This is a genomic window from Corynebacterium sp. MSK044, assembly GCF_030232825.1.
In the GTDB taxonomy this organism is placed as follows: Bacteria; Actinomycetota; Actinomycetes; order Mycobacteriales; family Mycobacteriaceae; genus Corynebacterium.
In genome coordinates, this window is the sequence record NZ_JASPJJ010000003.1 from 110765 (window position 1) to 131585 (window position 20821).

The 20821-nt window shown below is 59.9% G+C and carries 18 protein-coding genes; 4 read left to right on the top strand and 14 right to left on the bottom strand.

The window, feature by feature from the left end; translation table 11 throughout:
* Positions 1 to 6: 6 nt before the first annotated feature.
* The 6 genes from tilS to QP994_RS03325 form a co-directional block, all read right to left on the bottom strand.
* The gene (tilS, locus tag QP994_RS03300; protein ID WP_502869999.1) at positions 7 to 972 is read right to left on the bottom strand and encodes a tRNA lysidine(34) synthetase TilS; all 966 of its coding nucleotides are present in this window, start codon (positions 970 to 972) and stop codon (positions 7 to 9) included.
* Complete coding sequence (dacB, locus tag QP994_RS03305) at positions 945 to 2204, bottom strand: D-alanyl-D-alanine carboxypeptidase/D-alanyl-D-alanine endopeptidase (RefSeq protein WP_284865370.1); 1260 nt, start codon at positions 2202 to 2204, stop codon at positions 945 to 947. The genes tilS and dacB overlap by 28 nt, the downstream gene beginning before the upstream one ends.
* 112 nt (positions 2205 to 2316) lie before the next feature.
* The gene (locus QP994_RS03310; RefSeq protein WP_284865371.1) at positions 2317 to 5424 is read right to left on the bottom strand and encodes a SpaA isopeptide-forming pilin-related protein; all 3108 of its coding nucleotides are present in this window, start codon (positions 5422 to 5424) and stop codon (positions 2317 to 2319) included.
* Positions 5424 to 6233, bottom strand: a complete 810-nt coding sequence (locus tag QP994_RS03315; protein WP_284865372.1) for a pilin N-terminal domain-containing protein — start codon at positions 6231 to 6233, stop codon at positions 5424 to 5426. The genes QP994_RS03310 and QP994_RS03315 overlap by 1 nt, the downstream gene beginning before the upstream one ends.
* Positions 6223 to 7224, bottom strand: a complete 1002-nt coding sequence (locus tag QP994_RS03320; RefSeq protein WP_284865373.1) for a class C sortase — start codon at positions 7222 to 7224, stop codon at positions 6223 to 6225. Before QP994_RS03320 ends, QP994_RS03315 begins: the two co-directional genes overlap by 11 nt.
* 204 nt (positions 7225 to 7428) lie before the next feature.
* Positions 7429 to 9051: a SpaH/EbpB family LPXTG-anchored major pilin gene (locus tag QP994_RS03325; RefSeq protein WP_284865374.1), complete on the bottom strand. Its 1623-nt coding sequence runs from the start codon at positions 9049 to 9051 to the stop codon at positions 7429 to 7431.
* Between the two features lie 602 nt (positions 9052 to 9653).
* On the opposite strand from QP994_RS03325, the gene QP994_RS03330 reads away from it, so the two are divergent.
* Positions 9654 to 10130, top strand: coding sequence for an inorganic diphosphatase (locus tag QP994_RS03330; RefSeq protein ID WP_284855196.1), 477 nt, complete (start codon positions 9654 to 9656; stop codon positions 10128 to 10130).
* 112 nt (positions 10131 to 10242) lie between these two features.
* Here the strand turns inward: QP994_RS03330 and QP994_RS03335 are convergent, their stop codons facing one another.
* Positions 10243 to 10944, bottom strand: coding sequence for a hypothetical protein (locus tag QP994_RS03335; RefSeq protein WP_284865375.1), 702 nt, complete (start codon positions 10942 to 10944; stop codon positions 10243 to 10245).
* Between the two features lie 143 nt (positions 10945 to 11087).
* Here QP994_RS03335 and QP994_RS03340 point away from each other — a divergent pair, with 143 nt between their 5' ends.
* Positions 11088 to 11378, top strand: coding sequence for a rhodanese-like domain-containing protein (locus QP994_RS03340; protein ID WP_284855198.1), 291 nt, complete (start codon positions 11088 to 11090; stop codon positions 11376 to 11378).
* Positions 11379 to 11457: 79 nt separating this feature from the next.
* Positions 11458 to 11904 (top strand): MarR family winged helix-turn-helix transcriptional regulator, encoded by a 447-nt coding sequence (locus tag QP994_RS03345; protein ID WP_284855199.1) that lies wholly within the window; start codon positions 11458 to 11460, stop codon positions 11902 to 11904.
* Between the two features lie 352 nt (positions 11905 to 12256).
* Here QP994_RS03345 and QP994_RS03350 read toward each other — a convergent pair whose 3' ends face one another.
* From QP994_RS03350 to QP994_RS03380, 7 genes are all read right to left on the bottom strand, one after another.
* Complete coding sequence (locus tag QP994_RS03350) at positions 12257 to 12862, bottom strand: enoyl-CoA hydratase-related protein (protein WP_284855200.1); 606 nt, start codon at positions 12860 to 12862, stop codon at positions 12257 to 12259.
* A gap of 82 nt (positions 12863 to 12944) precedes the next feature.
* Positions 12945 to 13838, bottom strand: coding sequence for a polyphosphate kinase 2 (gene ppk2 / locus QP994_RS03355; RefSeq protein WP_034662138.1), 894 nt, complete (start codon positions 13836 to 13838; stop codon positions 12945 to 12947).
* A gap of 158 nt (positions 13839 to 13996) precedes the next feature.
* Positions 13997 to 14140: a hypothetical protein gene (locus QP994_RS03360; protein ID WP_284865376.1), complete on the bottom strand. Its 144-nt coding sequence runs from the start codon at positions 14138 to 14140 to the stop codon at positions 13997 to 13999.
* A gap of 40 nt (positions 14141 to 14180) precedes the next feature.
* Positions 14181 to 14390, bottom strand: a complete 210-nt coding sequence (locus QP994_RS03365; RefSeq protein ID WP_284855202.1) for a hypothetical protein — start codon at positions 14388 to 14390, stop codon at positions 14181 to 14183.
* 502 nt (positions 14391 to 14892) lie between these two features.
* A complete protein-coding gene (gene groL / locus QP994_RS03370; protein ID WP_269965974.1) occupies positions 14893 to 16527 on the bottom strand; it encodes a chaperonin GroEL in 1635 nt (544 codons plus the stop codon).
* Positions 16528 to 16734: 207 nt separating this feature from the next.
* Positions 16735 to 18705, bottom strand: a complete 1971-nt coding sequence (locus QP994_RS03375; protein ID WP_284865377.1) for an OPT family oligopeptide transporter — start codon at positions 18703 to 18705, stop codon at positions 16735 to 16737.
* Positions 18706 to 18780: 75 nt separating this feature from the next.
* Positions 18781 to 19269: a hypothetical protein gene (locus tag QP994_RS03380; protein ID WP_284865378.1), complete on the bottom strand. Its 489-nt coding sequence runs from the start codon at positions 19267 to 19269 to the stop codon at positions 18781 to 18783.
* Between the two features lie 90 nt (positions 19270 to 19359).
* Here QP994_RS03380 and QP994_RS03385 point away from each other — a divergent pair, with 90 nt between their 5' ends.
* A complete protein-coding gene (locus QP994_RS03385) occupies positions 19360 to 20769 on the top strand; it encodes a M20/M25/M40 family metallo-hydrolase (RefSeq protein ID WP_284865379.1) in 1410 nt (469 codons plus the stop codon).
* The last annotated feature ends 52 nt before the right edge of the window (positions 20770 to 20821 follow it).

The following is a 20821-nucleotide window of genomic DNA, read 5'->3' on the forward strand; positions in this document are numbered from 1 at the left end:
GGCGTTTCACGCTTGCTTATCGACGTTCAATTCCCCACCCCGCCGCACCACCTGCAGCCCACCGCCAATGGCCGCGGGGCCTTGTCCTCGCCAGTCTGTGCACAAGCGTTCAATCGCGGCGAGCTGCGAGCTGGAAACACTTACACCGTGGCCACGCAACCACGCCATGATGCGGCGTTGGCGGACGGGCGCGGGTTCAGTGGCTAGGACGGCGCAGTCATTCGTCGGACTGAGGTCGACCAGGGAGGCGAGTAGTTCCTGGTCAGCAGCAATACGGTCTGCGGTGCGCGCGAGGGCAGGGATAGCATCACCACCAATGAGTTCTGTCAGGGCGGGGATGATGGAGTGGCGGATGGAGACTCGTCGATAAGCAAGCTCCTCATTCATGGGGTCGTGCCAGGGGGCGAGACTCACTTCACGGCACGCGCCGACGGTATCCGCGCGGCGAATGGTGAGGAAAGGGCGAACCAGGCGGACACCACTATCAAGTGCTGTGACAGCAGCCATCCCCGCTGGGTTCCCCCGCAGCGCCCCCAACAGCAAGGTCTCGGCCTGGTCCTCGCGGGTGTGGGCCACCCAGATCTCCCGGCCATCGCGATTCGCTGCGGCCGCGAGGGCTGCGTAACGGGCCTCCCTCGCCACCGCCTCCACACTCTCCCCCGGCGCGGCCCCGACCTCGACGGGGATCACCTCTGCGGGCACGCCCAGCCCCTGTGCGGCTGCCACCGCACGACGGCCGGCTTCCGTGGAGCCCTCCTGCAGCCCGTGGTCGACGACAACAGCCCGCACATCCTTGCCCTCCGCAGCAGCTGCAGCCACCAGTGACAAAGAGTCAGGGCCGCCTGACAAACCGATCAGCGCTGGCTCATCAAAGGGCCGTACCGCCCGGCGACATTCCACAAAGTGTGGCGAGACCCGCGGCCAAAAAAGTTCCGCCACCACGGCTAGAACTCCCGGAGGGTGGACGCGAATTCATCCAGCTTCTCGCGCGCCTTCAGGATGTCACTGTCGTTGCTGATCATTGCGAATGTGTACACGTTGCCAACTTTCGACGTCACCGTGCCCACCAGCGCGGACGTCCCCGTCAACGTCCCCGTCTTCGCACGCACCCAGCCTTTGCCCGGCAGGTCCACGTACCGGTCGTAGAGGGTGCCGTCGCCGCCGGCAATGGCGAGCGTGGGCAGCAAATCCCGCAGCTCATCCGTGGTCGTGGCGCGCAGCATGATGTCATCCAGCAACCGCGGCGGGATGAGGTCAAAGCGTGACAGCCCGGAAGAATCCTCCAGCGTCACCCCCGCGACATCAAAGCCATGTTCGCGCAGAATATCGAGCGTCACGCTCGGCGACGTCCCACCCTTCGCCCGCGCCACCTCACGCCCAATCGCTTCCGCCATGACGTTGTCGGATTCCTTCATCATCTCCCGCAGACGCTCAGACAGCGGCGGGGATTCCACACTGGCGATTACTTCCCCCTCCGCCGGTGCCGGACCAAAACCAACGGTCTCCGCCCCCACCTTGTCGGCGAGTGCCCGTGCCACATCCAACGCCGGCGTGTGCGAGCGTGGCACATCCCCCGTTGCCTCACCGATGCGCCCGCCGTGAATCATCACCGGTTCCATGGGTGCGATGTAGCCACCATCAACATCCTCCGGATCCCACCCCGGCATGAATGCCTCTTCCGGCCACACCGACGTGTCCACATACACGGCGGTGGCGGAACCCACCTGTTGTGCCACTTTGTCAATGCTCTCCGGAGTCCACCACACATCCCCTGCGGCCTTGATGGTCACCGCGTCTCCTTGGCGCACGACCTGCGTGGTGATCGTGGCATCCTGCTCAAGCGTGTACAACGCCGCCGCCGCGGTGAGCACCTTCGTTGCACTCGCTGGCTGCAGTGGATCGCCTGCCTTCTGCTCAAAGATCGTCGCCCCCGTCGTGCCGTTGCTCACACGCACATGCAACGTGCCCAGCTCCGGGTTCGCTGCCTGCGCCGCCAACGCTTCCTTCAGCCGCGCCTCATCGATCGGCTCCGCCGACGCCGACTCCACCGGCAACTCCCCCGGCTCCGCCATGCTGTACGCCGGGCCATGGGTGAGCTCCCCCACCTCGTTCTGCACCCACACACCCGTGCCGGCAACACCTGCCACGACCGCCAGTGCCACCGCACCCACCGCCCAAGGCCAACGCTTCTTGTTTTCACTCATCGTGTTCAAGGGTAGCGGTACCGGCCACCTCAATCGCCTTCGGACAAACAAAAGCTCCTCATCAGCCGGACCGATCTCTCGATCCCCGATGAGGAGCTTCCGTCACCCGGCGCTATGCCACCATCCGACGTCGCGCCGTAAAGGCACCCGCCAGCAGCAACAGCACACCAAGCAAGATCTGGATGAACACGCCGTGCCCACCGGTCTTAGGCATCTCACCGGTCTTGGTGTTGGCCAGCTTCATGGTCACCTGGACTGAGCCATCCTTTGACTCCTGGCTAAACCCAACGACAGGGAAGCCATAGATGTCTCCAGCATTATCAGCCGTTACTTCCGTACCGGTCTTATCCTGCGGGCCAGAAAGAATGTACAGCCTCGTCTGATCTCCATCCTTCACCACACGGAAGTAGATCGGTTTGACCAGCAGGTAGCCACCGTCCGCAGCCTTCGTCTCCGTCAGCTTGTAGCGTCCGTGTTTCAGCTTGTCCCAGTTGAACTCACCCTTCGCAGCGCTCTGGACGTCAGCTAGCTTCTGCTCACCTTTGTTGCCTGCATCCAGGCCTTCAAGCTTGAACTCAGCGCCGTCAAGGCCCATATTGTTGTCCTGAGCATCCACCTTGTTCAGCTTGAACTTAAAGGTCGTTGGCTTCTTCATGTAGTACACGATGTAGTGACAGCCACCTTCGAGTGGAATGTTCTTTGCCCTGAAGGCATTACGCCTGTCATCTTCACCAGGGGGAACCGGGATATCTTCAATGTTGTGGTCCTGACTCCTAAGATCCGTCTCGGTGCCGCATCGACCTTCAGCATTTTTGCCGCTAGCTACCTTGATAGGCACCCAGCCATCCGGCACCTTGTCCTTGTCGCGCCGCGCACCAGCGATGGAGATTTCCCTGTAACCGCTAGTTCCGTTGAGTTCATACTCCGCAACAAGGTTGTCGTGCCCGGCCTTTTCCTTCGGCAGGATCGTCCGGTTATCAACAACCGGTCGACCCTCGGTCATAGCCGTGAAGTCAAACGCCCAGTTCTTGGATTCTTCGATCGTCGGACGAGTGTTCTCAGGCGACGGGATGAAGTTGGGATCATCACCTTCGTAGAAGCGACGCTCAACGCTGACCGCACAGGTGTTGAGGGAGTTGATGATGGCCTGCTTCAGCACCTCGCTGTTTTCGAAGTGTGCGAAGTCAGCTGCACGGAGGGACGTGACATCACCATCGTGACCGCGACCACCAGAGATTGCACGCAAGTTCTCCTCAGAGACTTCAAGTTCGCGGTCTCGGCTGGTCCTCACACCACTCCAGTGGGAAGGGATTCCTACAGCAATGATGCGGGATCCCTGCGACTTAACAAGGTTAGCGGCGCCCATTGCTCCTTCAACATCGCGGAACTCAGTCCAGGCTCCGTCACTCATCCACTCATCGAAACGTGGGTTGCCCGGCGTCGGCATCCTGTACGTCGGGTTACCATCCGTGACCATGTACACGGCGTCGTACTTGTTGTGCGGATTAGCAGCGTTGTACTTAGCTACCTCATACAGCGCCTCCTGCCAGTTTGTTGCGTCATAGTCGTGCGGAGCTCGACTCAAAATCCTGACCCAGTTATCAATAGCGGCCCTGCCTTGCGGCGAGCTAAGATCTGCTGGCGCACTGAAGTTTCGGGGATTTCCCGCAGCGGGGGAGTTTGATGCGAAAGTGAACAGGCCCAAATGTGTCGAAGTATTCTGAAGACCGTCGGCGACGGACCTAATCACACCTTTGATCGTGCGAATACCGTTGTCACCCATACTTCCGGAAACGTCAACGATCATAGCGACGTTCATTCCACAGCGAGAGGGCATGGCTGGATTGTCACGTACTTGCTGGAACACGCCAAGGGAGCTTCGAGCGTTCGCACGGCCACCACGAGCTTCGTACATGAACGAGGCGGACTTTCCGGTACCTTGCCAGTCGGAGCCATACTTATAATCGACTTGCCAAGCGGACCCATTTCGTGTGTAGTTCACACCGGAGAAATAGGTTCGTCCACTTTCCAAGTAAGGCGTAGCATAAGCGTACCGCTTCTTCGTTCCGGGGTCGGTGTACCAGTTTCCAGAACCGCCGATACGGATGAAGGGTTGGTTCTTGAATCCTGGTGAAGCCTCCGCCATACCAACCCAGTAGTAGGAAGAGCCACGGCTAAGAGGAATATCGAATACACACTCGCCATTCGCATCAGAAGTACAGGTTGCCCACGGTTCGTTGACTTTCACCGGGCGGGCGTTGGCTGTCATGTGATGATGTGCTTCCGCATTACCGAATGTGCTTCCGGAAAGCGGATAGTACAGCTGAAGTTTTGCCCCCTCGCCAGCAGTGAAACGATCAACACTGTTGAGGCGCCCGCTTACACGAGTGGAGTTAGGGGGGTACTTGCCTGCGGAAGGCAGAACTTGGTCCCCACCCACCTGCACGACAAGGCGTGAGTAGCCAGCACGGACAGGCCCGCGGTTGGATCCATAGTTCGCATGCTGGAGACGCGCGCCACGGTAAAGCCCCCATTTGATACTACGGGGAGCAATTTGGGTGGTGTAAATCGTAGCGGTGAGGTCAGTCTCAGCGTCGAGAACCTTTGCGGCGGTGTCCAGGGTGATCACGTCACCGGTCACCTCATCGGGGATGAGCTCTTCCTCTTCCTCGGTGGGGTTTTCGGGGTAGTTGAAAACGTCGACAGAATCCTCATCAAGCTGTGCTCCATCAACCTCAGCGTCCTCGACGGACTCGATGTTGAGGGAAGCTTCGGTGCTCATGAGGGAAATTTCCTCAAGCGGGAGTGCCTGGTCGCTGCCCTCAAATGCGGGGAGGTTCAGCTTGGCTTCAAGCTTGTATTCCTCGGTGCCATCCGGAAGCGTGCGCACATGCTTGAAGGTGGGTTCCTCAGCCAGTTCCGGCTCAGTCACCGTCTTCTTCTCTTGTGTCTCTTGCTTCAGCGTGGGTACTGCTGGCAGCTCACCATTGGCGTCAGCAGCCTCATCATCTGACGGATCTTCAGGGAAGTCCGGGATCTCAGCGGCCGGAACAGCTGGCGCCGCTTCAGAGGTTGCGCCAGACTCGTCGGTCACCATCCACGTGGGGTCAGCGGTGGTGTCAACGGGTTGCGCGACGGCCGGCACCGTACCAAACAGCACCGTTGCCGCGGTGAGCGCCGCAGCGACTCGCTTCTTCAGGAAGTTCTTGTGAGCACGCATTAGTTCGCGTTCCTCCTAGAGATAAAGGCACCAAGACCAATAAGCATCAGACCAGCAATAACGATCCCCAAAACACTTGCACCTGTTTCCGGCAGCCACCCTGGTTTCCCAGGAGTTTCCGGTGGGGTTCCGGGAGGTGTTGCCGGAGGGGTAGCCGGCGGCGGAGTGGTTGTTGTCGCCGGCGGTGTTCCGGGTGGAGTGGCCGGCGGCGTTCCCGGGGGTGGTGTCGGCGGGGTCGTGGTAGTCGGCGGCGTCGTGGTGACCGTCGGGGACGGCTTCACCACCATGACGTTGTCGTAGACGAAGCGGTTCCCGTGCGCGTCGGCAAGCGGGAGCACAACCCACTGGGGTGCGGACACGTGATAGTTATGCGCGGTGTCTGGGGCGACCTCTTCAAGCAGGTACAAGGCGGGCTTGAGGTTGGTGAAGGTGACCTCACCCTTCGCATCCGTGGTCAAAGTGGCCACCGGCTCGCGCTTGATGGCGTTCCACTCTTCCTGCGTGCGTGCGCGGTTAGCTCGCTCACGGTCCGCATCATTTCTGATCAGGTAATCCGGGGCGATGTACAGCGTGAACTTCACGCCCTCCAGACGGCCCTCCGGCAACTGGCCTTCCCGGTGATCGTTGTAGGGATTGCCACGCGCCTTGGTCACCTTGAGCGACAACCCACGGCTCGTGTCCACAGACTTCATCGAGATGTTGCGGTCATTCCCGTTCGCAGGACGCGTTTGCGCATCTGCGATTCCGCATGGCACAGCGCACAGCATGACAGACATGGCTGCGCTTGCCGCGAACATCCTAGTTTTCATTGTCGCCTTCACCTTCAGCATCGATTGCTGTTTCAAATTCATCTACCTGCTCCTCAGCAGCACCATCAACCGTTTCCAAGTCCTCGACCTGTCCAGGCTGACGCTGCTTACGCAGCCACCAGATAATGCCAATAATTGCCACCGCAGCGATGGCCAGGATTAGCCACATCCACCACTGCATGAGCTTGTTCGACTGTTTGAACACGCTTTCTTCGGCCTGATCCATGGGCACACGGTGCGCATGAACCAGCAGACGGTGCGTGTTAATGCCGTATGGTGTACACGTGATCAGCGTGACTAGATCCTCACCGGCCTGCGCTTTCAGCGAATCCGTCTCATTCGGCAGAACAACTTCGATCTTGTGAACCTCGTACTTCATCTTGTGCCCGTACGTGTTCAGGTAGATCGCGTCGCCCTCTTTGACATCAATGAGGTTGTCCCACAACGTCGCATTGGTCAGACCCGTGTGGCCCGTCAACACAGTGCGGTTACCCTCCCCACCGATCGGCAGCGCCGACCCGAAGAGGTGCCCAATGCCCTGCTGCAGCACTTCTTCATCCGTGCCGTGATACACGGGCATGTTGGACTTAATCGACGGGATGGCCACCTGGGACATCGCCGGATAATCGCTGAGTTCCTTCAGGTAGTCCTGGTACTCAGTATTATCCTTGGAAATGCGAGCCAGCCATGGATCCAGGATTGGCCCATCCGTGTGCTCCTCGTTGTACACGCGGGCAGATTCCAGTGCGCGTTCCATCGCCGCTGGGTCTGTTTCCTCAGTGTAGAGAAGCTCACTGTTGTATTCGTTCACGGATCGCTGTTGCAGCCAGTTGTTCCATTGCGTTGAAACAACCGGGTAGAGCAACACAGCTAGCCCCAGCAGCATGATCAGCAACGGCATGAGCACGCGACGGGCCCCGTTTGGCTTGGCTGCGTTCTTGGCAGCACCGCCTTCGGGCGCATCTGTGTCTACCGGCACCAGCGATGACATTGGGTCTCCTCGTTGAAAAATGGGCGGGGATATTTTCTTTTTGCTTTTCGACGCCTCCCCGCGTGGGTACGCCAAGCCCCTGACTGGGGCGCAGCAGGCTCTTACTGGAAACCTGCTGCAGCTGTTCTAACCAGCAGCACCCGGTCAGTTCGGGCGGTGCCGGCTAGAACCTGCCAGTTCTCACTGGCTAGATCCGCCTAGTGTTTAGGCGTTCTTGCGGCGTGCTGCGAAAGCACCGCCACCCAGAAGCGCCAGACCAGCCAGGATCAGGGCTGCGACACCCATGCCACCGGTCTGCGGCAGCTCGAACTTCGGACGCTTCTTGTTCTCAACCTTGGCGGTGGAGCTGAAGGTCAGCTTGTTCTCGGTCTTCGGGTTCTGAGCATCTTCCTTAGTGACGCTCAGCTGACGCGGGGTGGTGTCCAGGGTGTAACCGGACGGAGCAGCGGTCTCCACGATGCAGAACTTGTTGGTTTCAACACCCGGGGTCACAGCCTTACCATCGACGAAGTCGGTGACGTGCAGGCCGTTGATGACAGCCTCGCCGCCAGTGACCTTGAAGTCCTTTTTGATCATGGTGCGGTTGTTGGTGTCAGTGCATGCGCTGGCAGCCGGTACGGAGTAGACGTCGAAGACTGCGCCGTCGAGCTTCTTCTCCTTGCCTTCTTCGTCCTTCTCGAACTTGATCACGCGAACAGCTGCGAAGTAGGACTCAACGCGGGTCTTCGGGGTCTCGAACGGCTCTTCCGGCTTGTCCTTGGAGCCTGGCTGGCCGGTGACCTTGGTCTTACCGGTGGTACGAGCGAAGTTAGTCACCTCGCCGTCCTCGATGCCCTTGCCTTCCTTGTTCTGCTGGATCTTTTGGACCTCACCCTTGAGGGTGACAACGAGCTTGTCGCCGCCCTTGAGGCTGTCAATAATGGCCTTGTCGCTCACAGTGACGGTGCGGGTGGTGTCAGCAACGACCTTGCCGTTCTCAACGACCTCTTCAGTGCCGTTGGCGACGGTGTACTGGTTAGCGTTCAGAGTCTGTCGGGTGCCGTCAGCGCGAACGATCTCAACCTTGTCGATGTTCAGGCCATTAACAAAGTCGCCGGCCTTGTAGATATCCACAGCGCTGAGCTCGGTGAGCTTGCGGTTCGGCGGCAGGTACGGAACCGGGGAGGTAACGGTGTACTCAAGAACATTGTTCCTCTCGGTGCCCTCGGTGCCGTCCTGGATCGGGTTCTTGCCCTTGTCCTTGACTTCCTTGACAGCCTTCAGCTCAGTGTTCTTCGGGTAGACGTGGACAACGCGGTTCCACTCGTTGTCCGCCGTAGCCATCGGCGCGAAGACGATGAACGGAGCGGACGGGATGTAGGTTGCGCCGTTGGCGTCTGCCGGCGGCTCCTCAGTGACCAGGTAGGCACCTGCCGGGATGTTGTCGAACGCTGCAAGACCGCTAGCATCAGTGGTTTTGGTGCCGATGATCTCGCCCAAACGGTTTTCCGGGATGTCTGCGAGACCAGACTCGGTCTTCTGCAACTTAGCTGCTTCAGCGAAGTCAGCTTCCTTGCTCAGGTCGTAGTTCAGTTTGCGCAGGGTGAACTTTGCGCCCGCCAGCGGCTTACCATCAACGTTCTCCACTGCGGAGCCGTCCGGGTTCGGGTTACCGTGAGTCTTTGCGCCGACTTTCTTGTGGATCTTGATGCAGACCTTTGCCTTGTTGATGTCTGCGAGGCTCTGCGCGCTTGCGACCGGCGCAAAAACAGCGCCAGCGGAGCCGGAGAATGCGAGACCTGCTGCCAGGGCAATAGCAGCAGTCTTCTTAGTGAAGTTGGTTGCCATGTGTGTCTGCCTTTCAGAGACTGTTCTTTTAGGCCGCCAAGCTGCCTCAGCCGACGGCAAGGATGTTCCAAGGAATTTCCTCGAGTCGGGTGCGTTTTCCTTGCAGCACCCCAACCTGGATAGGTTCCCCGCACCCGCAGGGTGCGTTTCTCGCGAGGCCATGGTGGGGGCTGCGCAACTGCCAGCTTCCTCCATAAATTCTCGGAGCAACTTTGTATTGTAGGGCCAGAAAGGGCATTTTCCTAAGGGGAACTTAAGGAAAGGGGGGAGGGCAAGATTCAATCAAGCGACCGATTGTCGGCCCCTAAGGAGGATGTATAGGGTGAACCTAACAAACTTTTATGCCCAATCAGCAATACGTAAGCGCTATACGAACTGGGCTTTCTCTTAGGTTCCAGATAATTTAAATACACCCAATTCTCATAATTCGGCCTCAGAATTCGAGGTTTTCTTAGCTTGAAAAATCGCCATAAACGGGGGTAGTTTGACACCTCCTGCGCCCCCTTTCCCACCGCTTGCCATAAGTCCATACACCTCCCGCTCACCGCGATAGTTACGATAGGTCCAGAACGAAGGCCAACTCACACGACAAGGAGCACCGCATGGCTATTGAAGTCACCATCGAAATCCCCAAGGGTTCCCGCAACAAGTACGAGCTCGATCACGAGACCGGCAAGGTCTACCTCGACCGTTACCTGTTCACCCCCATGGCATACCCGCTCGACTACGGCTTCATTGACCACACGCTTGCGGACGACGGCGACCCACTGGACGCCCTCGTCATCACCCCCGAGCCGGTCTTCCCAGGCGTCATTGTCAAGGCCCGTCCGCTCGGCGTTTTCAAGATGACCGACGAGGCCGGCGGCGACGACAAGTTGCTCTGTGTGCTTGACGACGTCCGCTTCGACCACTACCAGGACATCTCCGACGTCTCCGACTTCCTGAAAGACGAGATCGAGCACTTCTTCGTCCACTACAAGGACCTCGAGCCGAACAAGGAAGTCACTGGCTCCGGCTGGGGCGACAAGGCTGAGGCCGAGAAAATCCTCGAGGACTCCCTCAAGAACTACAAGGGCTAAACCGGGCTAAACCCTCCAGCTCAGCCCCGACAGCGCACAGGTCACCACCGACCTGTGCGCTTTGCTTTGTCCACCCCACATAGGACACCCGGATCCCACGCCCCCAGACTCGCTACTCCCTCACCGCCTCGGCAGGCACAACCCCGGTGAACTGCCACCCAACAACGGCATTCCGCACCTGCCCAGAACCGGAACCAGAACCAGCACCAGCCCCCTCCGGCTGAATAGCGCTAATGGTCAGCAACCTCCCCGGCATGGGCCCGGCTCCCCAGATGTCAGCGGACTGGGAGAGGCCTTCCTCTTCCGCCGAGTGGAAGTCAGTCGCTTGGTATTTCAGCCATTTGTCTCCAGAAGCTTCGGTCCGGAGGTACAGAGCATCATTCAGGCTCACTCCCGCTTGCCCGGTGGAGTCAGACCACAACTTAGAAAACACCGCCAGCCCATCGCCATCGGCTTGACCAGCAACAACCACAATGTCCTCCGCCGCGGATCCCGGGAGTTGGTATGGCTTGTTCTCCGCGGTAAAGATGCACGCCTCCGAGGAAGATTCCGGGTCCAGGACCCCGTGGTGGAAGCGGCAGGCCCCGTCTGAGAAGTTCGCGCGCACGCCGATCGCTGGGATGATGATCTCCACGGGACGGGACTTGTCTACTGACTCGCTGGCCTCAACACTCGCGGTCGGCGCTAAGGATTCGAAGAATTCCTGTCGGGCTTTCATTTCCCGGTCGTGCTCGCTGGGCACGCAGCAGCGGATGAACAGGAGCACCAGCAGGAGCATGAGGTAGAACGCGCCCCACCGGCGCCGTTTGTACACGCGCGCGGGTTGCGGTTTGAATCGCCGTTGCTCGGGTGGGGGCGCGATGTTCGCGCGGGGTCGCCGGGCTGGGGATCGCCGCCGCTCGTTGCGCACCCCAGACTGTCCAGACATACCGCAAACTTTACATCTAGACTGTCTCCATGCGTTCAGTACAGGTCACAGAAGTTCCCCAGGATGCTCAGCTTATCGACGTCCGCGAGCCCGACGAGTTCTCCCACATCCACGCCCTCGGCGCGGTCAACCTCCCGTTGTCCAACCTTGCGGCTTTGACGGACAAGATTGATTTCTCCCAGCCTGTGTACGTGATTTGTAAGGCCGGCGGGCGTTCCGCGGAGGCCCAGCAGTACCTCTCCACGCTCACCGAAAACCCTGTCATCAACGTTGAGGGTGGCACCCAAGCGTGGACTGAAGCGGGTCTCCCTTCCGAGTAACCCCCGTCGAGTAGCGGCGCCCATGGAAGGTCGAGCGGTACCAACCATAGGACTTCCCCACTACTGATAGATTAGGGCCATGTCCAAGAATCTCGACCTCCCCGCCGGGCTCATTCAGTCCCCTTCTTTTCAGATCGAGCGGGTCCGTCGTGCCACGAAGGACGAGGTAGAGGCCGCGTTAGCCAAGCACAAGACGACGATGCGCGAGTTCTGGGTGCTCACGTGCACCCTCGAGCACGCCGCCAGCCAGAATCAGCTTTCAGAGCTCCTGAGTGTCGACGCCTCTGACATGGTCCGACTCATCGATTCCCTGGAGCGCCAAGGTTGGGTGGAGCGCAAGCGCGACCCGAAGGATCGCCGCCGCCAGCTTGTCACCCCCACGAAGAAGGGGCACAAGATTCACTCGGAGTTAGCCAAGCTCGTGGAGGCCGCTGAAGATCGCGCGCTTGACGACGCCACCACGAAGCAACTCAAGCACCTCCGCAAACTCTCCCGCACCATCATGCACTCTTCCGACCACCCCTAAAACACGAAAAGCGGCCCGTCCAATATTCGGCCCACATTCTGCCCATATTCGTCCCGCATTCTGCCTATCCTCGGCCTCTCTCCGGCCTCTCTCCGGCCTCTCTTCGGCCTATATATGGCAAATCAGCATGCGGACAAATCTGTCCGTCAGCAACCACGCAAGACTGTGACCTGCAAAGAACCTTGATTTCAAAGCGGACACACAGTGTGTCCACTCGGGATGACCCCATTCCCACTGGCCAGCTCATCGCAAGCGCTTAAACGGACACATTTGTCCACATCGCTCCCAGCCCACACACCCACGCTGCCACCAGCGCGCGAGAAAGCGCAACAAAAAGGCCACGCTTACGGGGCTAAGCGAATGATTCCTTGATCGAGGCAATCGTCTCCGGGTCGCCGAATGCACAAACACGCGCTACTTCCACGGCAGCCTCGACATCACCCTCCGCTGCCGCGAAGCCACAAGAAACAGCGTCGGCGCAAGAGAGACGCGCCCCGGTCATGAGCAGCATGCGGGAACGGGAACCCCCCAGAAGTGCTGTCATCGATTCGGCCAACTGGCGGTCCACCTTCACACCCATGCGCGCCACGGGGATGGCAAAGAAACTAGATGAACTGACCACGCGAATATCGCAGGCAGCAGCGAGCATCGCGCCTGCACCGATCGCAGGTCCATTGACGTAAGCGATCACTGCGATGGGAGTAGTGCGAATGAGATCAATCAGCTTCACCAATGCGGGATAAATATCCTCTGGATTCCCCTCCGAAAGGTCCGCACCGGCACTGAAGCACGAGCCAGCGCCAGTGAGAACAATGGCAGAGGGGTGGGATGTGAGGGTGTGCTGGAAGGCACTAATAAGCGAGTTCAGCAATGAGCTGCTCAGCGCATTACGCTTCTCATCGCGATCGATCGTGAGCTGTGCGATGCCCTCTGCGGGCCAGGTGATGCGGATAGACACGCTATTAGCGTAAAACGCAGGCACGAATTGCGCATGCAAAAGGGCCAGATACACATGACATCTGGCCCTCAAACCCTAGAAACTAGTCCCCGATCTGGTCGCGACCACGCTTCACAATCAACGGATCGGGTTCGCCGACCACGCTGTGGTCCTTGTTCGTGTACTCGAACTTAGACAGGATGTAGCGCATCGCGTTCAGGCGAGCGCGCTTCTTGTCATTGGACTTAATGGTGATCCACGGGGATTCATCCGTGTCCGTGTAGCGGAACTGCTCCTCCTTGGCACGGGTGTAGTCATCCCACTTATCCAGGGAGGCAAGGTCCATCGGCGAGAGCTTCCACTGACGCACCGGGTCGACCTGGCGGATAGCAAAGCGGGTGCGCTGCTCCTTCTTGGTCACGGAGAACCAGAACTTGGTTAGGGAGATGCCGGAACCGAGGATCATGTTCTCCAGCATGGGCACCTCGCGCAGGAACTCTGCGTGCTGGGACTCGGTGCAGAAGCCCATGACGCGCTCCACGCCGGAGCGGTTGTACCAGGAGCGGTCGAAGAAGACGATCTCGCCACCGGCTGGGAAGTGCTCGATGTAGCGCTGGAAGTACCAGGACGTGGACTCACGCGGCGACGGCTTCTCCAACGCCACCGTGCGTGCACCACGCGGGTTGAGGTGCTCATTGAAGCGCTTGATGGTGCCACCCTTACCGGCAGCATCGCGGCCTTCAAAGATGATGATGTGGCGCTGGCCAGTATCCTTGGTCCAGTTCTGCCACTTCAGTAGCTCAATTTGCAGCGCGCGCTTCGTCTTTTCGTATTCGTCGCGCGTCATGCGCTCGTCATACGGATAGTTCTCACGCCAGGTTTCAATCGGGGTGCCGTCCGCCTGCAGCAGCACCGGGTCATCTTCATCGGAATCGTCGACGTAGTAGCCCTCGGTCTGGGTGAGGTCGATCATCGGCATATCGTCATCGTTGGCCATGCCTACCAGTGTAGTCACCCATCGCTTCCCACGCCCCACTGCGGGAGTACGGATGCACTTTTCGCCTATCGCCACCACCTCCACCCCAACAAAAAATCCCGCCGCACGAAGCGACGGGATTCATGTGCTTGCTAGTGACCTAGCAGCGCTGGCTCCTATTACGGGAGGAGCTTCAGCAGCCTGACGAGGCCCTCAGCGGAATTAACCAGCGGCATGATGAACTTGAAGGTGGTCTCGATGATCTCGCCAAGACCGTCAGAGAACTTGGAAGAACCGTCAATGAACTTGGTGAAGTTTTCCATTTTTAACTCCTTGTGGATCGATTCGTGAAAGGTGAATTACTTACTTGGAAGAGGAGCCGGCGAACAGGTCCTTCAGGGTGCCAGCACCCTTAGCGAAGCCACCTTCACCCTGACCCGGCTTCTCCTGAACCCACTTCAGGTACTCATCCCACTGGCCGAAGAACTTGGTCAGGCCACCCAGGAAGTCGTTCCAACCCTTGTTGGTGTTGATGAAGTTCTCGAGGTGCCAGATGATGTCCTTGACATCCATGTTGTATCTCCTTACGAAAGTCACCGGTTTCTTTCACCGATGAGGGTTTCTGAGTGTCAGACACCCCGATCGGGCGTCACGGCAATAATCCTGCCACAAAACACAGGACCCGCAAACGAAATTTTTAGTTTCCACAACGAACTTCCTCAAACTTAGACATCACTAAGAAGTTGAACATTGAATTAACAGGAGCCAGAAACATTTGCTGACCTGCACCTTTTCATGAGGGAAAATTAATGGAGAAAAAAGTACGTCACGGATGCGTAACGTCCGGCATCACTAAATCGATGTTGCATTTTCGCCCCTAATCTATTTCATTTTAATTTTCCTACTTCCCCAATACGGGGGTATTTTTTGGGGGTGAGCAGGACGCAATCTCCCTGACACTAAGAAGGGACTGTAAGAAAACGCGAACGGTAGCACGCTAAGAAACGCCGAAACCGGCCACCGCGCGGGGATAAGTCAGTGCGCGGGGGCCGGTTCGTCGATAAGCAATGAGTGCTTACATCATGCCGCCCATGGCCTCCGGGTCCATGGCCGGGGCTGCGGGCTCCGGCTTCTGGGCCACGACTGCCTCAGTGGTGAGGAAGAGCGCGGCGATGGAGGCGGCGTTCTGGAGTGCGGAACGGGTGACCTTGGCCGGGTCGTTGATGCCGGCGGCCATCATGTCCACGTATTCGCCGGTAGCGGCGTTGAGGCCCTGGCCGGTGGGCAGGTTAGCCACCTTGTCGGCGACGACACCCGGCTCCAGGCCAGCGTTGAGGGCGATCTGCTTGAGCGGAGCGGTGATGGCTTCGCGGACAATCTTCACGCCGGTGGCCTCATCACCCTCGAGGCCGAGGTTGTCCTCCAGGGACTTGGCGGCCTGCAGGAGGGCGACGCCACCGCCGGCGACGATGCCCTCCTCAACAGCGGCCTTAGCGTTGCGGACAGCGTCCTCGATGCGCAGCTTGCGCTCCTTGAGCTCGACCTCGGTGGCAGCGCCAACCTTGATCACAGCGACACCGCCGGCGAGCTTGGCCAGGCGCTCCTGGAGCTTCTCGCGGTCATAATCCGAGTCAGAGTTCTCAATCTCGGCGCGAATCTGCTTGACGCGGCCCTCGATCTGAGCCTGGTCGCCCGCACCCTGGACGATGGTGGTGTCTTCCTTCGTGATCACAACCTTGCGTGCCTGGCCCAGCAGGGACAGGTCAGCGGTGTCCAGGCTCAGGCCGACCTCTTCAGAGATGACCTGGCCGCCAGTGAGGATCGCGATGTCCTGAAGCATTGCTTTACGACGATCACCAAAGCCCGGCGCCTTCACCGCCACAGACTTGAAGGTGCCACGGATCTTGTTCACCACGAGGGTGGACAGAGCCTCACCCTCAACGTCCTCGGCGATGATCAGCAGCGGCTTGCCGGACTGCATGACCTGCTCCAGAACCTGCAGGAGGTCCTTGACGTTGGAGATCTTGCCGGAAACCAGCAGGATGTACGGGTCCTCCAGGACAGCCTCGCCACGCTCCATGTCGGTGGCGAAGTAAGCGGAGATGTAGCCCTTGTCAAAGCGCATACCCTCGGTGACCTCAAGGTCAACGCCGAAAGTGTTGGACTCCTCAACGGTAATGACGGACTCCTTGTTCACGGAGCCGTTGCCCACGGCGTACATTGCCTCGGCGATCTTCTTACCGATGTCCGGGTCGGACGCAGAAATACCCGCGGTGGAGGCGATCTCCTCCTCGGTCTCTACTTCCTTCGCGGTCTCCAGAAGAATCTGGGACACCTTATCCGTTGCAGCCTGGATACCGCGCTTGATGCCCATCGGGTTCGAGCCAGCAGCCACGTTGCGCAGGCCCTCACGCACGAGAGCCTGGGCGAGGACGGTAGCGGTGGTGGTGCCGTCACCGGCAACATCATCAGTCTTCTTCGCTACCTCTTTAACAAGCTCCGCACCGATCTTCTCGTACGGATCTTCCAGCTCAATATCCTTAGCGATGGTCACACCATCGTTAGTGATCGCCGGCGCACCCCAGGACTTCTCCAGGACAACGTTGCGTCCCTTCGGCCCCAAGGTCACCTTCACAGCGTTGGCCAGGGTGTTCAGACCCTGCTCAAGGCTGCGGCGTGCTTCCTCATCGAATGCGATCATCTTTGCCATGTGAGTTTGTTGCTCCTCTTATATATAGGAAAGGCGACGCCACTCTCACGTCTAAAAGGTCCAAGCAGGCGCCCGCGACGGCACGGATGGTGAGCGCTACCAACCTCACCCGCTCGAAATTGACTTTTTAGCACTCACTTGGCTGGAGTGCTAAAGCCTTTTTTAGCAGTCAACGGCCCCGAGTGCAAGGTAGGGCGCGAGACGCTGCTACTTCTCCGCCGCCACAGCTGCGGGCAGATCCTTCGCCGAGTGCGCGGTGCGCCTATAGATAAAGACAACCGCGGCGATGAAGAGGATGACGCCGAGGGCGGTGGACCAGCGGGCACCGTCGAAAATCTCGAGCGGGCTCTCTCCCTGCGAGGCGGCGATAATGCCGGCGTTGACCACGCCGAAGAGGGACTCACCCACGATGAGGCCGGTGGCGCCGAGCGTGCCCATGCGGATCACGGACTGCGGGTTGCGCTGGCCTGATGCCCAGCGGTTGTACAGGTAACCCAGCAGCGCGCCGACCGGCACCATCACAGTGACCGCGACCGGCAGGTACATGCCCATGCCCACGGCCAGCGGCGGCAGAGCGTACTTCTTCTTGGTAGTCACACCCAGGACCTCATCAATGATGATCACCACAGCACCGATGGCCACGCCGAGGAAGATGAGGTTCCAGTCCAAGGAGTCGTCGAAAATGCCCGTTGCTACGGACGACATCAGGACCGCCTGTGGCGCCGCCAACGCATCCGCACCGGCACCCTCCATACCCTGGAAGCCGAACGCGGTGAGCATGAGCTGCAACACCGGCGGAATAACCACGGAACCGAAGATCACACCAATGACCAGGGCCACCTGCTGCTTCCACGGGGTGGCGCCGACGAGCTGGCCAGTCTTGAGGTCCTGCAGGTTGTCATTGGAAATGGTGGCGATGCCGAAGACAATCGCCGCCGTGAACAACGTGTAGGCCACCAGCGAGGACGCACTCGCATCCGTACCCGCCATGAACGCCGCAATGAGCAGCGCGGACGCAATCACAGCGATGATGCCCACCGAGGAAATCGGCGAGTTCGACGCACCAATGAGGCCAGCCATGTAACCACACACGGAAGCAATGACCAGACCCGCGATGAGAATGAACAGAACCGAAATAATGGTCAGGCTCACCGCATGCTCATGGATGTCCGTGCCCTGCTGGAAATCCCACAGCAAGAAACCAATAGGAAGCATGGACACCAGGATGATGCCCAGAACGATCGGGAACGGGATGTCCTGCTCCGTCACATCCACCTCCGTGCCGGCCGCGCGCTTGCGGGAGCTGGCCAGGGAGGCACTCACACCCTTGACCACCGGGCCGGCGATCTTGATCAGGGTCCACAGTGCGGCCACCGCCATCGTGCCCACGCCGATGAAACGGATCTCGGAGGAGAAGGTGGTGGTGACGATGTCGGCGAGGTCGGTAGCGGAGGCGTCGATAAGCGCAGAGGTACGCCATGGAAGCAGGACGAAGAAGGAAATGACCACACCCACGAGCATGGCGATACCCACCGTCATACCCACGAGGTGGCCCACACCGATAAGCGCGAGGGAGAGCGAGCCGCCGAGCATCGTGGCACCCGGGCCGAATTTGAACACCGCGGAGACTTCGCTCGCGGCCGCCTTCATCGCGGCGAGCAGACCGTACGCTGCGGAGACGAGGCCACCCACGACGATCGTGCGCAGGCCCTTCACATTCTCCTCATTGCTCGGATCCCCATCCCCCACGCGGAGCACCTCCGCCGCGGCGACACCCTCCGGATATGGCAGGTCAGAGCCCGTGACCAGCGCGCGACGCAACGGGACCGAGAACATCACGCCCAAGATGCCGCCGAGTGCGCACACGAGCGTGGTGGTCCAGAACGGGAAGCCCTGCCAGTAACCAATCATGACCAGGCCCGGCAGAACGAAGATGATCGCGGACAGCGTGCCTGCTGCGGACGCAATCGTTTGCACAATGTTGTTTTCCTTCACATTGTGCCCAGCGAATTTGCGCAGCACCGCCATCGAAATGACCGCCGCCGGAATGGACGTAGCAAACGTCAGCCCCACCTTGAGGCCCAGGTACACATTGGCCGCCGTGAACACGAGCGTGATCAGGCCACCAATGATGATGCCGCGCAGAGTCAGCTCGCGCAGTTGCGTCCGGTTGTCCATGTTGAGCCTTTCTTGGGGTGCCTTCAGACTGGTGGGATGTTACTCCTGCCCTACTAAAGGTGGAAACCGGTAGAGCTAGAACTCCAGATCAAACCTGCCGCTCTTCCGGCGCAACACCACCACGGACGTCGGCTGCGGGAGCTCAAAGCGGTAGAACTTCGCCTTCATCTGCTCTATGGCTGCCTCCTGCTGTTCTGGTGGCACATTGATCTTCGGCGCGTACAGGTTGATCCAATTGCCCTGGAATACCTGCTTCCTGATGCCGTTTCGCAGCCTCCCCGTCGAGTCATCCCACCTGGTCAGCAGCTCCTCCCCCGACCCCATGCGCACGAGCATCCGCGTGTGCATGGGCTCCGAGTTCCTACTGGACAGCGGGCGCCTAGTCACCGAAATATCCACCGCCACCACATGCCCGTACTCACGCTTCACCACTTTGTCGAAGTTTTTGCGCACCACGGGCCACACAATCGAGAGCGCGAAAAACCCGAATAGCACGAAAACGAACTTGTTCTCGAGTAGGTCCGAGAACAGACGCGCGAACAGGTCCTGGAAATCCTCTAGCATCGCGGCCTCCTCTAGGTTGAGGTCCTTTTAAGTAGGCCCGATCCTAGCCACGCAACTGCCGTTTCGCTCCCCGGTGGTACGTTCAAAAACATGAACACTTTTAGCCCGAACCGCGAACGGATCTTCAACGACCTGTCCGCACTCGTGTCCTTTAATTCCCCTCACTCAGTCCCTGAATTGGCTGATCAACATGCAGCTGCCGCTGATTGGGTGGCCGCGGCGCTAGCGGAGCGGGGGTTGGAGGTGGAGAGGCACGCGACCATCGATAAGGCTGACGCTATCATCGGCCGCCGGCATGTGAGCGACGACGCCCCCACCGTCCTCCTCTACTCCCACTACGACGTCGTGCCCGCCGGCGACCCCGCCGCATGGACCGCCGACCCCTTCACCCTCACCGAACGCGACGGCCGCTGGTACGGGCGCGGCGCCGCCGATTGCAAAGGCAACGTGGCCATGCACCTCGAGGCCCTCAGGCTTATCGACGCCACCGACGGCCCCACCGCCAACCTCATCGTCCTCGTCGAAGGCTCCGAGGAACTCGGCGGTGGTGGCCTGGAAAAGCTCATCCAGGAAAAGCCCTCGCTGTTCGAGGCTGACGTCATCCTCATCGCCGACTCCGGCAACGTCGCCGTAGGCACCCCCACCCTGACCACCGCCCTGCGCGGCGGCGCCCAACTCAAAGTCACCGTGGAGACCCTGCGCGGCGCCATCCACTCCGGCACCTTCGGCGGCCCCGCTCCCGACCCGGTCGACGCCCTGATCCGCACCCTCGATTCGCTTCGCGACGCCTCCGGCCACACCACCATCGACGGCCTCTCCGACGCCCTCACCGCCACCTGGCCTGGTCAGCCCTACGACGCGGAAGCCTTCCGCGCCGACGCCGGTGTCCTCGATGGGGTGTCCCTGCTGGGTGGGGTGGAGTCGGGTGCTTCGGGTGCTCCTTCGGCTGGTGCTCCTGGTGTTGCCGACCTCGTGTGGGCCCGCCCCGCCGTCACCATCATCGGCTTCACCTCCACCCCAGTCAGCAAGGCCGTCAACGCCATCGTTCCCCGCGCCGAAGCCCAGCTCAACCTGCGCGTTCCCGCCGGCATGGACCCCGCTGCTGCCGCCGAAGCCCTGAAGCAGCACCTCATCGCCCACATCCCGTGGGGCGCCAAGGTGTCCGTAGAGATCTTCGACATCAACAACGGCTTTGCCACCGACCCCTCCCAACCAGCCATCGCCCTACTCGGCGAATGCCTGCAGGAGGCCTACCAAGAAACCGCCGGCTCTGACCCCACCGTCACCGCCCCGACTGACCTGGTCACTGTCGGTTCCGGTGGCTCCATCCCGCTCACCGCGACCCTGCAGGAGCACTTCCCCAACGCCGCGATTGCCATGTACGGCGTGGAGGACAACCAGGCCGGCATCCACTCGGTCGACGAGTCCGTCCACCCCTACGAGATCGAACGCATCGCCGTCGCGGAGGCCAAGTTCCTGCAGCGCGTGGCGTCGCTGTAGGGCTAGGGCGGGGCCCTTTCCCACTTCCAGCAAACCCCGAACTCTAGAACCC